We start from the raw sequence: 16,303 nt of genomic DNA, 5'->3' as shown, positions 1-16,303 counted from the left end.
TTAGCGCTTCTAGATGACACGAGCGGCCGGTTTTGTCTTCTTTAAAGTGAACCTGTTGGAGGTCAGTTGCGTCTCTTAAATGTGGAGATGCAGGTTCCGAACAGTTATGGGACGTGTGTTGGCGGAAAAATTTATGGGCTGGAGAAGCCTTGGCAATTGAATCGATCGCAACTTCGCTGGCATGGAAGTTGCTCAAAACGTCGACGAGAATTTCCTTTGACTTTCGTTGCCGGGTGAGTATATCCTATAGTGGAGGCTCGAGAAGGTTGAATTTGAACCCTCTTCTTTGGAGGCAAAATCATGCGTCGAGCCTACGCACGATCCGATCCTGGCTGAGGGGCGTCCGACGGCGGAGTCGGGCGCCCAAAGCAAGTAGGAATGGCGAGCGTGGTCTTTTCCAGAAAAGTGAAAGGAGGGGTTAGCGAAGTACAGAGTCATTTCTCTGACCCGAGGCTGCCAGCGTCAGCGATGACGTGCTCAATTGGGTCGGTCCGGTACAAGCTCGTTTGAGCCCATCCTGTTAGCCAGACGCCGGCTGGACGATCCAGCAAAAGGTCATATGTGGCGGGGCCATCCGTGGCGCGTGCGACCGAAACAACATGCAGAGGCATGTAGCACGAGCGGGCGCCGACAGCCTCCCGCTAAAACCTGATGGATAAACACACGCGGGCGGTCATTGGACCGCCCGCTGCTTTTCATCCACCTTTCGGCGTGACCCGCACCGGTATCACAGTGCACTGTGACGAATTGTTCCCAGGCGATGACGCCCGTTGAGGTTCGTCAGACTTCCAGTTTCCACGGGGCGCGATAGGGCTTGCTGAGAAGTGCCGCAGCCTCGGAGTCTCCCACGATTTCCTCCTTTTCCGGGTCCCAGTGAATCTTTCGGCCTAGCTTCCATGCGATATTCATCAAATGCCCGGGATTGGTGGCCTGATGTCCGACGAGCACGTCCGCCGGTGGCTTCTGTCGCGACTTGATGGAATCCAAGAAAACTCGGGCGTGGGCCTGAAGGCTCGTGACGTGTGTATTCTTTTTGAATTCATTTTCCACCGTCGTTTCATCCTTGGGTTCGCGATTTTCTCCCGCCTCCCAAGTGATGGTGAAACCGCTGCGGTCGATGAGCATTGAACCCTTCGTTCCGTAGAAACACTTCGCGTGGGACCGCCGCTGGCGTCGCGCTGCGCCGCTGAAGGTGTATTGGAGGACAAATCCCTTGGGGGCAACCGGTGTCGGAGCGTATTCACAAATTCCCACAAAGGAGTCTGGCCATTCTGTGTTGGTGTTCTCGAAACAGTAGAAGCCACCCATCGCCGCGGCCGAGATGGGACCTTTGGTTTGCAGGAACCAGTGGACCACCTGGTAATGGTGAACGGCCCAATCTACCTGCCACCCGCCGCCGTAATCGAAGAACCAGTAGAAGTGGTTGTAACGGTTCGGATTGTACGGCACTTCGGGGGCCGGCCCTAACCAGAAGTCCCAGTTCAGTTCGGCAGGAGGATCAGAGTCCGGAGGAGAGCCGAAGCCGGGATACATGCAGTCGAAGTCCCAAACCCGAACTTCGGTAATGATGCCAAGCTGGCCGGACTGAATGATTTCCGCCGCCTTTTGATAATGCGGCCAGCTCCGCTGCTGGGTTCCAATTTGGACAATACGTTGGTATTTATCAGCAGCCTTGACCGCTGCTTGACCTTCGGCAATACAAACGCCGAGAGGTTTCTCCACATACACGTCTTTCCCTGCCTGGCAGGCGTGAATGGTGGGCAGCACGTGCCAGTGATCGTTGGTAGCCACAATTACCGCGTCAATGTCCTTGCGGTCGAGGAGACGTCGATAATCGTCGTACGCCGCTACGGTGCTTCCACCGCCTGACTTTTCGAACGGGGCTTTGGCCTCCTCCAAACGGGCCTTGTTGACATCACACACCGCTACGATCCGTGCGTCGGGTAGCCCTTGATGAGCGGTGGCCACGGCTCGGCCTTCCCCCCCACAGCCGATAAGCCCCACGTTGACCGTTTCGCTCGGCGCAGCAGCCGTTGCGGAAGCTTGGGCTGCGGGACGACCCAACCAGAGAGTGGCCACTCCAACAGCGGACGTCCCCAAAAATTGCCGTCGCGTCGTTTGTGTCTTCATGGGTAACCTCCAGTCAACTTGGCATTCGAACAACGATCGTAATCTCTGCCGATACCAAACGCCTGCATCGCCCTCTCAGAAGACGGTTGCGCGGGCGAACGCGTGAAGCTATTCGTGACCTTTTGTGCCCCAAATTATTAGCACCGAGATAGCCACAGTCAAATAATCACTCTGCGGAGCGGTTCGCTAAGAGCCTTCCAAGGGGCTCATCGCGGGTGTGAGGTACAGGAATCGGCTGGGGTAGTTCCAACGGATTGTTATCTCAATGAAGCTGCAACACGAAAGGAAATTGACGCGAAGGTACGTGGTGAACGGTGGAATTTCGTGTTGGCACAGTTTCTGTCCTGTGCTACACTTCGCCGCTCCGTGATTTTGAATTAGGGAGCGGAGAGTGGACTCAGAGAGGGATAGTCAATGCCAAAGTTCCGGCGATCCCCCCTAGTATTGGTGATGCGCAAACGATATCCTGTGCCTAATGCACTCCGCGTTCTTCTGGTTGGCCCCGTCATGGCAACGCCTCGGACTGGCATTGGGACTACCAGGCGGTTGACGGCCCTTTTGCTGATCGGAATCTTTTGTGCCGGATGTGTGGAACGGCGGCTTCTCATTCGCACGAACCCACCCGGTGCTATGGCCTATGTGGACGACTATCAGGTAGGGTTGACGCCTATCGGGACGTCCTTCACGTACTACGGAACGAGAAAGATCCGCCTTGTGAAAGACGGCTATCAACCACTCACAGTCTATGAGCGCATCAATCCACCCTGGTACGAGATCCCGCCATTTGACTTTTTTGCGGAAAACATTCTGCGGCGGGAAATTCGTGACACTCGTGTTCTGGAATACCAATTGATCCCACAGCCCGTGTCGCCACCGCAACAGCTTTTAGAGAGGGCGCAATCCCTCCGTTCGAGGGCCGCCACTCAGCCGCCGCTGCCAGCGGTCGGGCAGCCTGGGGTTGCACCATCGGCAGGTCCACCAGTTGAGGGGCTGGGTGCGTTCCCCCAATCTCAATCGGTTCTGAACCCCCCGCCACCTCCATCCATGCCAAACTCTGCGCCTTGATGCTGCGTTCTTGACCAAACCCTCATCGGGCGGCTGTTGGACCGACGCCTTCGGCGTTGGAAACTCTGGTCAAGTGGGCACGGCAGGCGTGCCCCGGCGAACATTTTTTAGCGGAACATGCTTCTCACGTGCGATTTTTGGCGTTTTCGCTCTATGGAGTGAGTTGGAGGGTCCGGTTCCACCCAGGCGTTGGCACTGTTTTAATGAACTGCGTCTGCCTGGGAGGGCAACTTCGCGCTCGGCTTAGGAATAAACGATAGGGAATTCCGCACATGATGTCTGACGGATTCAATTCGGACTTACTTTACCAGGAATTGGAGCAGCTTCTGGAACCCTTTGGCCAAACCCATCTGTTGCGTACCTGGTCGCAGCTCACCGAGGAACAGCGCAAGCAGTTAGCCCAGCAAATCCGCGAGTTAGATTTGGCGCTTCTGCAACGGCTTTACGAAAAGCGCCATCAGGTGCTGGATGTGTCGGGCCTCCTGGAACGGGCGTCTCCGCCGCGAGCAGTCCGCCTGGGAAGCCACTATCAGGGAATTCCGTTGGAGGAGGCCAGGGCGACAGGGGAACAGGTTCTCAGGGAAGGCCGCGTGGCTACCCTGCTGGTGGCGGGTGGCCAAGGAAGCCGATTGGGTTTTCCACACCCAAAAGGAATGTTTCCCATTGGCCCGGTTTCAGGGCACAGTCTTTTTCAGATCCACATCGAGAAGATTCTTGCACGCTCGAGAAAAGCGGGGCGGCCCATTCCTCTTGCGTTAATGACCAGTCCTGCGACCCATCAGGAAACTGTCACGTATTTGGAGAGTCATCGGCGGTTTGGGCTTTCGGCTGCTGATCTATACATTTTCTGCCAGGGAACCATGCCCTCGCTAGATGCAAGCACGGGGAAGATTCTGTTGGGGAGTCCCGATTCGCTGGCCCTTTCGCCGGATGGGCACGGGGGCATGCTGGCCGCCGTGATCCGCAGTGGGACCCTTCAAAGGCTCCGCGAGCGAGGTATTGAATACCTCTTCTACTTCCAGGTGGATAATCCCTTAGTGGATATCCTTGCACCGGAAGTCATCGGATACCACGTGCTCAGTGGGTCGGAGATGTCCACAGAAGTCGTTGCCAAGCAGTCCCCGTTCGACAAAGTGGGCAATCTGGTGCAGGTCGATGACCGCCTGTACATCATCGAATACAGCGATTTGCCGCCGGAATTGGCACAGAAGCGGGCTCCCGATGGCAGTCTCCTGCTCTGGGCGGGTAGCATCGGCGTCCATGTCATCAATGTCGAGTTTCTGTTCCGGGTGGCAGAGCTTGCAGATGCTCTCCCGTATCACATCGCACTCAAAAAGGTCGATTATTATGATCCCGATCAGGGCTACGTGAAACCCACGGTCCCCAACGCAATCAAGTTTGAGAAGTTCATTTTTGACCTTATACCTCATGCGAAGAACGCCATTGCTATCGAAGTCGACGCGACACGCCACTTTGCGCCACTCAAGAATGCACCAGGGGCAGAGAAAGATGCACCAGAGCATGTGCGGGCGCAGATGGTCGCTGTCCACCGTTCCTGGTTGGAAGCCAACGGGGCGATTGTGGAAGACGGTGTTGCGGTGGAAATCAGTCCGCTTGTCGCCCTGGATGCCGACGATTTGAGGGACCGAATCCCGAAAAACTGGCGAATTACGGAGCCCATTTTCCTTTCTCCGGAGTTTATCTCGGCATGGACCTCGTCATAGCAAACCACCTTAAAAACTGAGTGAGCGATCCGTAACAAAAGAGACTTTTTGAGGCATTCACGCTTTACAAGGCCAATCGGGACCCGTAGGATGGGATCAGCGGACAATTGGTAGGCGTGGCCTGCCCTGCTTTGGGAAGCCGGTCGTGAACTCGCACGTCTCGGTGATTTCGGCCGCATGTACAGAGATTGTGGCCAGATGGCGGCGGTTGGTCCTGACCCTTGCTCGTCAGTTTGAGGAGGTGGAGTATGGCGACCTTCGTGATGTTTGGCAAGTATTCTCCGGAGGCGCTTTCCCAGATCAGCGCCGAGAGAACAGAACGCTTCGTCAAAATGATCAACGATCTTGGCGGGAATGTGCGGGCGATGTACGCCACGCTGGGAAATGTGGACCTGGTGATTGTGGTGGATCTCCCCGGGGTGGAGCAGGCGGCCAAGGCCTCCGTAACGGCCAGCCGAGAAATGGGGATCCATTTCAGCACACACCCGGCCATTGCGGTTAAAGATTTTGATCAGCTCGTGAGTTCATAACTAGACAGCTTTGCCGACAATGACTCGGGCGCGGGGCGGTTGGGGTGGCATTGCACGCTCGGCGGTCGCAGGATTTTTGACCAGGTGCTGGATCTGTTTGCTATTTGCAAAACACCAGACAATCTCAACAGAATTTGAGTCGATCAACCTTGCCCTGTTTGAGCCGGGGACAATGTCTGGCTCACTTATCCCATATGGGCTTTGGCCAGCACGAGATACACCACCAGCACGGCGGCCAGCGCGTACATGAGCCAGTGGACCTGACGGCCTTCCCCCGCGAAAAACTTAACCAGGGGATATGTAATAAAGCCAAGTGCCAGGCCATCCGCGATGGAATAACTGAAAACGATTCCCGTCATTGTGATGAATGCAGGAATAGCTTCTGCTGGTCGATGCCATTCGATTTTCACCACATTCTTCATCATCATTGATCCAACAATGAGAAGTGCTGAGGCGGTGATCGGCGGATAGCTACCGATCATTTCAATCACAGGAGCGAAAAAGGGTGCGACAAGAAACAGTACCGCCACCGTGATAGCCGTCAATCCTGTGCGACCTCCCTGTTCGACGCCGGCCGCACTCTCGATGAAGCTCGTGACCGTACTCGTACCGCAAACAGCACCCACCACGGTGCCCGTGGCGTCCGCCATCAATGCCTGTTTGGCACGCGGAATTCGATTGTCGCGGATGAAACCCGCCTGTTCACTCACACCCACGAGAGTGCCGAGTGTGTCGAAAAGATCCATGAAGAGGAAGATGAAAATGAACGGAATCATGGGCGGAGCCAGGGCGTGAATCAGGTCCATCCTGGCAAAGGTGCTGGCCATGGACGGTGGAGAAGAAAAAACCTGTTCGGCGGGTGTGAATCGCTGGATGAGAGCTGATTCTTTGACCACCGGGTTCTCTGCCAAAGCGGGCACCTTTGGTACTCCCCATCGAAGCACCACGGCTAGCACGGTCGCCGCGATGATTCCGATGACGATGGAGCCGGGAATCCGACGCGCATAGAGACCTGCCGTCACCAGTAGCCCCGCGAAAAAGACAATCACATCCGGACTGGCCAGTCGTGGGCTCAATTTCACGATCTGGCTGGGGGTGCCGATGATGATCGATGCGCCCTGGAGTCCCAGGAGTGCAATAAACAGCCCGATGCCCGAGGCAATGGCGTTTCGCATGCTGGGGCTGACGGCCTCGAGGAGTTTCTCCCGCAACCCCAGCACCGACAGCACGAAAAAGAGAACTCCGGAATAGAAAATCACCCCCAGAGCAATGCTCCAGGGAGTGGTCGCCTCTGGTGTCAGTCGGCCGCTTCGGACCTCGGTCTCGATCCACGCCTGAGCGGCCGGAATAAGCGAGAGAGTGAACACGAAGTTTTCACCCATTCCTGGAGCCAGGGCAATGGGGTACCGCGCATAAAGCCCCATGATGAGCGTGGCAATTGCAGCAGAAATGCAGGTAGCCGACGTAACGGCCCCAAAGTCCATGCCCGTATCCTGACCAAACATCCGGCCGGAAAGAACTTGTGGCTGGACGACGATGATATAAGCCATCGTGAGAAAAGTGGTGATCCCGGCCAGTATCTCGGTGGAAACCGTTGTGTTGTTTTCCCGAAGACGAAACCACTGGTCCAGCATGACGATCGACTCTCCACAGTCAATCAGTTAATGCTTGTCTCACGGCTGCTGCCATCGTTTGATTCATGGGGCCGACGCCACTCTCACGGCGATACGCGCCAGGGTGATCCGCTCATAGGGGTGGGTGTTACCCCTTTCGTAGAGCACTAGGAGGGTCCCGTCGGCCAGCGAAGCCAAACAGCTATAGGCTGCCGGTCCTGGCCACACCTCGAGACCCCACGGCCAACTCTCGCAGGAATTGGCACTCACCCGCACGGTGAGTCTTTTTCGCTCCTTGGGATCGGCCGGGTTGCTGAAAGCGATTACTGGTTGTCCATCGAGCGATAGACCTTCGATCCTTCGGATACTTGCCTGGCAAATTGGTTCCACAAGTGTCATGTCGTACCTGACGGCCGACCAGGTGAGCCCCCCATCGAAGCTTTCGGCAATGGCTCGAGATGGGGACTTCCTGTTGTAATTTCGCATGTTGAGGAGCAAACGGCCACCGGCTAGCTCGACCACCTCGCATTCGTTGGTTTGTGGTCCGGCTGAGCCGCCCAAATGCCACGTCTGGCCATGGTCGTCGCTATAAAGCACGTGCGATCCGCGGTTGCCAGCATCGTCAACATGATCGCACGGGATGACTAAACGCCCCGATTGGGTTTGGATACCACATCCCGGCCCGGTGGCGTACCATGTCCAGTTCTTGAGTTTGACTTTTTCAGTCATGTCCATTGGTGGGCTCCACGTTCGGCCGTTGTCATTGCTGTGTGTGAGCCACACCGTTCGTGTGCCACGGCTTTTTTTCGCCACGATTTCCGGCTCACGGTCCACGCCCAGATTATGGGTCATCCAGAGCCAGATAGTGCCGGTTTGACGGTCAAGAACAGGGCAGGGGTTGCCGCAGGTATTGGGACCGTCGTCCCAAACGATAGACTGGTGTGTCCAGACTTTTCCAGCGGGATCCCATCGTTTCAGCAAAAGGTCGATGTCGCCCGAATCGCCACGGCCGTGCTTCCGCCCCTCACAGAATGCGAGGAGAGTACCATCGGCGGCCACGAGGAGGGAGGGAATTCGGTAGGTGTGGTATCCCTCTTCGCCGGAAATGTAGATATCTTCCTGGTCGACGAGCTCGAGAGTGACAACGCGGCCACTGGGAGTAACCTCTCCCAGTAGAATCTGATTCGATCCGAGGGGATAGGCAACGAGCAGAAAGCAGACCGTCCAACTCATTCGAACGGGTCGAAGTCGTTGCCACAGCGCACGCATGCGGTTTTTCCCCTGGATTATTGGAGCTGGTTGCAAAATTCCAGGCTTCGGACCGCCATGAGACGATGTCTCACGGACCTTGAGCCTGTATTCGTCTTCGCTGTTCCAGACCAAGCCGCGGGCGGTGACGGATTCTGGGTCCGCCGTGCATGCCCACATTTTGAGGCCCCTTTTTCCGGAATGCAAGTCGGACGGGAGATACGCTATCGGCACTGGCACGAAGAGGCTTGTGATATGCGTGACAAACAAAAACCGCCGGAACCCAGGCAAGGATTCCGGCGATTTTGTTCAATCAAACCCCCCGCGATATTGCGACTGGATGCGTCGCTGCGAGACGAACGAGGGTCAGGCGTGCACTTGCACAAGCCGGGAGAGCGACCCTGGTTCACGCGTAAGGGTTGGCACCTCCGTCGGAATATGCGACGGGAGGTTTGATTATCGACTTGTGTGCTCGCTCCACCGATGCATTATATCGGCCGAACCAACTCGAAACTGAATTCTTCTCCATGCTAAGCCTCGGAGGTCCGGCTGTGCTATGATCGGCTGGCATTTTCTCCGAGCAACTTTATTTTAGCTTACAGGCCGGGCAGGGAACAGATCGTAAAACCCCGGTTTTTTCCGCGTTTTCCCTGCCAGGATCGGAACGCCGTTTGCACATGCAGCGTCCCTCTCAATCCTTCGGAACCAGCCAGATGTTCCGGTAAACGACGCGGTTGCCGTGGGCCTGTAGGTGGATGGGCCGGGGGGCCGGGCCTTCCGGCTGCCGACCTGGCGTGGCTCCTGGCAATTCCAAATTGTCGTGAATCACCACGCCGTTATGACGCACGGTGATCCGGGCATTGGCCACCTTTTTGCCATCCTCGTACTTGGGTGGGGTGAAGTCGATGTCATACGTCTGCCAGACCAGCGGCGGTAGGCACATGTTGACATCCGGAGCTTTCACTCGGTAAATGCCACCACACTCGTTATCCTCACCGGTCAGCCCGAAGGAATCCAAAACCTGGACCTCGTAGCAGTCGTGCAGGTACACGCCGCTGTTGGAGCGTGCCTGGCCGAGGGCCTTGGGCATCCAGGAAAGCCGAAATTCCAAGTGCAGATGATACGCACCAAACTTTTGCTTGGTCGTAACACCGGAAAGCAGGCTGCCGTCCGGAAGAACTGTGCCGTTGTCGAAGGCGTCGGCGCTTTTGCCGTCGAAGAGAACCACGGCACCTTCCGGGGGTTTTGCCCCCAACGTGGGACTTTTGCGCTCCACACGCTTTAGTTTAACTTCCCCGTGACCATGCTTCAGGGTGAGAACGCCATCGGCAAGCGTGCCCTCATAACCCTCACCGCGGACACTTACTTCACCGTCCTGCCGCGTGGCTTCTCCACGTAAACGCGGCTTGGAGCGGTCCCATCCTTCCCCGGGCAGCCCACCAACAAGCACATACATCTCAAACTTGCCGTCCCCCCGTGCGATGACCTGGGCTCCCAGCTTTCCCTCACTGCCGGTCGGCAAAGCACCTTCGCCCAGGTATTCTCCCTGAATGTGGAAGTCCGGATCCTGAGCGGCGACTTCCGGATCGATAATCTCGTCCCTCGCCCGACGTTCTTCCGCCACCGCCAGGTACCCGACCACCAGCAGCGCGATGGCTAACCCAAATAGATGCCGTTTCATAGAAGCGCCTCCTCATCAAGTGATACAAGTACTGTAACGTGGTCCGCACACGTGTTAGGAATCAAGCCTGTCCGGGCAAAGTAGCCTTTTCCCACTGGTCGCGTAGGAACGCCAGGGCTTTGGGGATTTCCACTTCTCGATCGCCTTGCACGCCGCACTCGAAACTACAGTAATCCTTATAACCCACCCATTTGAGGCCGCGGAAGCCGTCAATGAAGGAACGCTCATCCTGACCAGGCAGGACACGCTTCCGAGACGCGAGATGGACGTGGTGGAGCCAGGGACCTCCGGCAACGAATGCGGCAAAATCGCTCGGCTCCTCGATGTACATGTGGTAGAAGTCTCCCATCAGGCAGATGCCGGGGCTATTCACGTCGCGGCAGATCGCTGCGGCATCGGCAACCTGACGGAGGAAAAATGCCTCGCCCCGATTGAGCGGCTCCAGGAGCACCCGGCTTTTCACGCTGACTGCGTACTCGCCGATTCCCGGCAAGATGTCCAGGAGGACCTTCCGAATCTCCTGATTGGTGAGCTTGGTTTGGCCGTTAAAGGCAGGGACAAAGATAACGCCGGTGGATTGCAATTCTCCGGCAGCAGCCAGGACCTCCTTGATCATGGAAATTCCTTCCTCCCGCCGTGCCGGATCTTCAGAGACCAAAGCCCCGCCCGCCGATCCCCAGCACACCGCGCTGATTTTCAGCCCGGCATTGGCCGCGGCTTTGGCGTACATCTCCACTTTGCCCACGACGTCACCGGGCAGTTCCACGGCGTCGAAGCCCCATTTCTTCATTTTTTCCAATTTTTCTTCGAGGCTTTTACCGGGAATGACCCCTAACTGGCTGGACAACTTCAATTCCGCTCCAGGCTGAGGAAGGGAGAACTCCCCCGGGGCTGCCAGGACGAATGATCCGCTGGCCATTCCCCAACCGGCCGAAACTGCTAGACCAGCAGCAGACATCAAAAACTCTCGCCGTTGCAACATGCTGTTTCCTCCTCGTAGCGAAGACTGAACATCACGAAGAAAGTGCAGGCTTCAGGAGCCCTCAAAGCGATGATTTTCCCTAGACAGGACGAACAGTGTCAACAAGTGCCTCGGCGGAAGTGGTTCGCGCCGCTTCGAAGACGCACTCGAAAGCCTTACCGCTTTTAGGGGAGGAAACGATTTTGCAAAGTTTTTTAAGTGGACAAACCCCTCCGCCGATAAGAAAGGATGTCCGGGTCACGCAACAGACCGGTCGGGCCGCGAGCGCGGGTCGCGGTAATGAAACCGGTGGACCAGGCCAAACTCGGACCACACATGATGTGCCCAGGGGGGAAACAGCCCGGGATACTCAAGTCATATCCCGGGCTGTTCGGTTTTTAGGGCCATGTTGGCCGGCAGGCTTCCCCTTCAGGAAAATACGCTTTCAGCACGCACAACCGTGTTTTTCCAATTTCTCGCGGAGTGTGTCGGCGGTGAATGGCTTCACCAGGTAATCCGAAACACCAGCCTGGATCGCCTGGAGGACCCGGCTCTTCTCCGCCTCCGTCGTAACCATGATGATCGGCACATGGGGATCTTGCGCCCGAATCGCCTGAATGACCTCCAACCCCGATCGGCCGGGCATATTCCAGTCGGTCAGGACCAGGCTGTACTCTCCCGGCTTGAACAAGGCGAGGGCTTCATTTCCGTCGGCCGCCTCCACGGCTTCCTGAACTCCAACCGCCTGAAGCGAGCGAATAATGATTTTCCGCATGGTGCTGGAATCGTCCGCGACTAATACTTTCGCTCCCATGGTTCCTCCTCTGCACGATCAGGCTTTTCACAAAAAGACTAGACCCCGACAAGCCATTGCAAAGACGAGCAATCTCTTGGGTTCGGGTCTTCTCACCCAAACATGCTCAACGTTGGTCACTTCCCATGGAGTGGGCGGCGACCTGCATGTTGTGCCGTCTGCCAAAATTTAGGTTACGCTCGTGAATTGTCAAAAAAATGGGATTGCAACCACGGCAGAATGAGCGAGGACAGGATGTCCAATGCCCGCCGCGCAAGTTGGCCCCAAGTGCATTCTCAAGCGTACGGCACCCCTACGGCGAGGACCTCCTGGCATTGATCAAATCGTGCTCAGCTTGGAAAAGTTGATTGTCGCGGAAAGCGGGAATACTCCGTAAATACCGCGTGTGAAGACAAGTTCGATAAAATCGTCCGCGCGCTGGATGAAACTCTTCGGCAGGATGACCACGTCGGAGTCAGACAGCCAAATCTCGTCGCACGGGGTGGCCTTATTCCCATGCAGCGCCGCTTCCAGATTGAGCATCGTTGCCATCAATCGCCAGTCTTCGCCTCGCCGGAAAACGACGATTTGCCGCAGGTTCGCCCCTGGTTTCCACCCTCCCGCCATGCTGATCGCCTGAATCACCGTGGTGGGACCGGTCAGCTCAAATCGCCCGGGATTGGCCACTTCGCCTAGGACATAGATGTACCGGGGCGCTCGTTGCATAAGGATGGGAATGGCCTCGAAGCCCTCCACCTCCTGGCGATAAAGTTCGTTCAATTCAAGCTGGAGTTCGCGGAGGGTCAATCCCTGGGCGCGAACCGACCCCAGGCCGGGTAGCGAAATCGTGCCCTCTGGAGTGATACGCACCTTTTGGGCCTGGCCGCCTTCTCCATTCCGGCGGTCCACTGTGGCTCGCAAATCTTCCAATTTGCTGTTGACCAAAATTGGCGTGACTGTGATGGACGGCACGCGATAGTACCGACGGTAAAGCTCTTCCAGCCGTTGCTGCAACTGAGCCACCGTGTAACCGGTCGCTTTCACCTGACCCAGCAGAAGAAGTGTGATCGTGCCGTCCGGCTGAATGAGCACGTCCCGATTCAGGGTGGGATCCGTGGCCGACTCAACGCGGATTTGATCCCCCACATTGAGCCGGTAGGGTTTCGATGTGGCCTCCCGCGTGAGCCGGTACACAATCTCCAGCTCGTCATCCACCCGCAGGCGGTATTCCGGCACATGCGCCGAGCGGGCAAGGCCGACATATTCCCCCTGAGCATAGCGTTCCCAGGCGATCAACCGTGCGCGTTCCCAACCTCCCCAGTGCCGGGGATCGCACGTGGAGCCATCGACCGCACATCGAGGGCATGGCGAAGCCGGGTTGTGCGTCCAGGCTGGCGCCCCTGAAACTGCGTTGGAAAGCGTGGTCTGGTCTGGGGCTGGTTGCAACACAGAGTCAGAGAGCGAGGGCCCTTCCGGCTGGGACGGCTCCGTTCTCGACGCCGAGTTCACCGCGAGGTTGTCAGACCAGCTCACCTGCGCTGCAGGGAATTCGCGACTCTTCACCGGGTTACTGAAAATTCCCCATCCAAACAAACCTCGGCTGGAATTTTGCTGCTCCTTGGAAGATGACAAACCGACAGGAAATTGCGAAGGCCCGTCAGCCCCTTTCACCGTTTCAGGACTCACCCAGACGACAGCGGGTGTGTCAGACGCGTTTCGCCCTTCCAGTCGAGCGGTGTCACCGTTGGATACGAAAGAATTTCCAGGAGAAGCGCCACTTATCCCAAGTTTCTGTCGTACTTTAGCCAGATTCCGGAGCACAATGTCATCTGCGCGGATTCGCGCCGCATACGTCAGGGCTTGATAGGCTTCTGTCCAACGGTTTCCACGTGCAAAAAGAACACCCAGGTCATTGGCAGCCATGTAATTTTCAGGACAGACTAGAATCTCTGCTTGGAAGAATACAACCCCTTGCGCCAGGGGTTCGCGCACGCCACTGTGCTGAGCTTCCGCCATAGCCATGTACAGTTTTCCCAGGCCACGCAAGGCCATCGATGCTGCAACCTCATGTCCTGCGGCCTGGGCAAACAGATCCTGCGCGTAGTTCAGATAACTGCGAAACGCATCCAGGGCTGTCAACTGGGCAAACGTTTGATCCTTGAGGATTGGCGTTTCGTGCCGTGCGATAATCTCGGAAACAGCGGCGTGGTCGATCAGGCCGTCGGGTGAGCCAAGAAAGTCCTCTGCTTCCGACAGGGCCCTCCACGCTCGGGACAGCGCGGTGACGTGGCGGGAGGTGGCCTCCTCAGCGTCCAGCCCCTGGGCGACAACGGCAAGGGCCGCACGAAACTGGGCCCGAGCAGCAAAATAGGCGCCACGCCCGGCCAGGTCATAGCCTTTCTCAGTGAGAGAGTCGGCCTGTTGAGCGACAAGTTCGAGTTTTGCGGAGCGACGAAGTCCCAGTACTTCTAGAGGGAGAGGTGCCGGGGGTTGCACGCGGGCAGACGCAATGCGGGACGGCTCGGGCTCCGCCGAAACGTTTCCCATTTCGTTAAAACCGACGGAAGGCAGCCTCGCTATTTGATCGGCGCCTTGGAGAGCTGGCGCTGACGCGAGCATGGATCCGACTAGAATCAACCTGCCTACAACTCGTTTTTGCCAGAGACGTCGCGCAAGCCATGTGGACATGCCACCCATGCCTCCTTGCAGGGTCGTACGCCTTGGGGGACGGCCAGTGTGCCTTTTGCTAAAAAGCGCCATCGGCCATAGAAAAGAATTTTCCCTCTCAATCCGGACATAAATGTACTTCTGCGATTATCCGCACGACCATCACGCTGCGGCGTTACCGTCATTGCCGTTGCAACCGTCATTCCAGGTCAAAGCTGTCCAAGGGGAGTGGCCCCGTGGTGAGTTGTATGAAAAAAGGGGGTGTGGCCGTCAGTAGTATCAAGTCTCCACGATTTTGCATTGTGACGGCCCGATCTTCTCCCACGGTGTGTACTGGGTTGGAATTACTGTGTCTGACCGACTACAATGACGCGGAGGGTCAGGGGATCTGCAGGATCTAGAAAACTTTGCAATTTGGGGGAGCGGATTGCTCTGCCCTGACGATAAACAATGCGGGAGCTCAGATCTCATTTGTCTTTTTGGACAGGTTTATTGAAACCGACCGTCGGAAGTATTGCAGTGTTAGACCCGGGCCCAAGCTCAGGGGGCCGCGAAGTGAATGATCAATAGTCTGGCTCCATTCAGTTGGAAGGATTGTCTTGAGGTGGCGGCGAAAAGCGACATTGGCTTGCGCCGCTACAACAATCAAGACGCCCACGCCGAAGATCTTGCCGGCAGCCAGGATGCTTTTTTAGACCGCGGGCATCTTTTCCTGGTGGCGGACGGTATGGGCGCTCATGCCGCTGGGGAAACGGCCAGCAAAAAAGCAGTGGAAGTCATTCCGCTGGCCTACCGCAAGCTCCGCGATCTCCCACCGCCGGAAGCCCTGCGCCAGGCTGTGAGGGAGGCCAACGAGGAAATCTTTCAGTGTGCCCAGGCCAATGAGAATTTTCGTGGAATGGGAACTACGGTGAGCGCGCTGGCGGTACTCCCTTCGGGGGCATGGATTGCGCAGGTGGGGGATAGCCGCGTATACCGCTGCCGGGGGGATGTCATTGAGCAACTTTCGCAGGACCACAGCCTGGCGTGGGAGCTGAGGCGGCTGCCAGAGGACATTCGGCCCCAGTATGTGCCCAAGAACATCATCACCCGATCGCTGGGCCCCCAGATGGACGTGGAGGTGGATCTCGAAGGACCGTTTCCAATCGAGCCCGGCGATACCTTTGTCCTTTGCACCGATGGACTCTCCGGACAGGTGTCGGACGAGGAAATTGGCCAAATTGTCCGGGTGCTTTCTCCGGCGGAGGCTGTGGAGACGCTCGTTAACCTGGCCAACCTCCGCGGCGGTCCGGACAACATTACCGTCACCGTGGTGCGTGTCAAGCCCATGGCCCATTGTAGCAGCTCCGGCGATACAAGGCGGGACGCCATTTTCTTGGCCCACGGTCGCTGGATGCGACTGGCCGGTTACATGTGTATCGCGCTGGGCATGGTCGGTTTTGCCATGGCCCTTTTTGGGTTGGTACAACTGAAATTACTGACGCATCCTTCTGGATGGGGAATTTTGCTCGTGCCGGTTGTTGCTCTGTCTTTGGGTTTTTATCTTTTGCTGCGTCGTACCGAGACCAGCGGGCCAGTGCTGCGATTGATGAACCCCCCTTCTCCCTACAACATCACGAGTTGTGCTTTCCGACGCGAAACGCTGGAGAATCTCCTCCAGATCCTCGCTGAACTCGAGGATACAGCACGGCAAGAAAGCTGGGAGGTGGATTGGACGCTCCTCGAGAAGTTACGAACCTCCGTGGTGACCGCCCAAGATGACCGATTGGGCGAGGCGATTGCCGACGTCTGCCGGGCAATCAACCATGTGATGAATCGGGCCCGCCAGCACAAGAGGCAAACTCACCCGCAGGCGAACGGTCACTTTTACCGGCCGCTATGAGTCATTATT

Annotated in this window: 11 protein-coding genes; 4 read left to right on the top strand and 7 right to left on the bottom strand. The window is 57.0% G+C overall.

Annotated elements, in window-relative coordinates; all coding sequences use genetic code 11:
* Positions 1–780: 780 nt before the first annotated feature.
* Positions 781–2,130 (bottom strand): Gfo/Idh/MocA family oxidoreductase, encoded by a 1,350-nt coding sequence (locus tag ABJK56_RS15695; protein ID WP_347245617.1) that lies wholly within the window; start codon positions 2,128–2,130, stop codon positions 781–783.
* Between the two features lie 507 nt (positions 2,131–2,637).
* Between ABJK56_RS15695 and ABJK56_RS15690 the strand changes: the two genes are divergently transcribed.
* The 3 genes from ABJK56_RS15690 to ABJK56_RS15680 all read left to right on the top strand — a co-directional run bounded on the left by ABJK56_RS15690 (position 2,638) and on the right by ABJK56_RS15680 (position 5,449).
* Positions 2,638–3,195: a PEGA domain-containing protein gene (locus tag ABJK56_RS15690; protein WP_347245616.1), complete on the top strand. Its 558-nt coding sequence runs from the start codon at positions 2,638–2,640 to the stop codon at positions 3,193–3,195.
* A gap of 272 nt (positions 3,196–3,467) precedes the next feature.
* Complete coding sequence (locus ABJK56_RS15685) at positions 3,468–4,919, top strand: UDPGP type 1 family protein (protein WP_347245615.1); 1,452 nt, start codon at positions 3,468–3,470, stop codon at positions 4,917–4,919.
* Positions 4,920–5,167: 248 nt separating this feature from the next.
* Positions 5,168–5,449, top strand: coding sequence for a GYD domain-containing protein (locus tag ABJK56_RS15680; protein WP_347245614.1), 282 nt, complete (start codon positions 5,168–5,170; stop codon positions 5,447–5,449).
* A 185-nt stretch (positions 5,450–5,634) separates the two neighbouring features.
* Here the strand turns inward: ABJK56_RS15680 and ABJK56_RS15675 are convergent, their stop codons facing one another.
* The 6 genes from ABJK56_RS15675 to ABJK56_RS15650 form a co-directional block, all read right to left on the bottom strand.
* Positions 5,635–7,083 (bottom strand): NCS2 family permease, encoded by a 1,449-nt coding sequence (locus tag ABJK56_RS15675; RefSeq protein WP_347245613.1) that lies wholly within the window; start codon positions 7,081–7,083, stop codon positions 5,635–5,637.
* Between the two features lie 63 nt (positions 7,084–7,146).
* Positions 7,147–8,331, bottom strand: coding sequence for a sialidase family protein (locus tag ABJK56_RS15670; protein ID WP_347245612.1), 1,185 nt, complete (start codon positions 8,329–8,331; stop codon positions 7,147–7,149).
* Between the two features lie 670 nt (positions 8,332–9,001).
* Positions 9,002–9,991 (bottom strand): DUF1080 domain-containing protein, encoded by a 990-nt coding sequence (locus ABJK56_RS15665; protein WP_347245611.1) that lies wholly within the window; start codon positions 9,989–9,991, stop codon positions 9,002–9,004.
* A 61-nt stretch (positions 9,992–10,052) separates the two neighbouring features.
* Positions 10,053–10,973 carry a sugar phosphate isomerase/epimerase family protein gene (locus ABJK56_RS15660; RefSeq protein WP_347245610.1) on the bottom strand — a complete coding sequence of 307 codons (921 nt, stop codon included), beginning with the start codon at positions 10,971–10,973 and terminating at the stop codon, positions 10,053–10,055.
* A 424-nt stretch (positions 10,974–11,397) separates the two neighbouring features.
* A complete protein-coding gene (locus ABJK56_RS15655) occupies positions 11,398–11,766 on the bottom strand; it encodes a response regulator (RefSeq protein WP_347245609.1) in 369 nt (122 codons plus the stop codon).
* Between the two features lie 318 nt (positions 11,767–12,084).
* Positions 12,085–14,433 (bottom strand): polysaccharide biosynthesis/export family protein, encoded by a 2,349-nt coding sequence (locus tag ABJK56_RS15650; protein WP_347245608.1) that lies wholly within the window; start codon positions 14,431–14,433, stop codon positions 12,085–12,087.
* A 538-nt stretch (positions 14,434–14,971) separates the two neighbouring features.
* Between ABJK56_RS15650 and ABJK56_RS15645 the strand changes: the two genes are divergently transcribed.
* Positions 14,972–16,294: a PP2C family serine/threonine-protein phosphatase gene (locus ABJK56_RS15645; RefSeq protein ID WP_347245607.1), complete on the top strand. Its 1,323-nt coding sequence runs from the start codon at positions 14,972–14,974 to the stop codon at positions 16,292–16,294.
* The last annotated feature ends 9 nt before the right edge of the window (positions 16,295–16,303 follow it).

This window comes from Thermogutta sp., from assembly GCF_039793925.1.
In the GTDB taxonomy this organism is placed as follows: Bacteria; Planctomycetota; Planctomycetia; order Pirellulales; family Thermoguttaceae; genus Thermogutta.
Note: the sequence above shows the minus strand (reverse complement) of the source record. Positions and strands in the feature narration are given on the sequence as shown.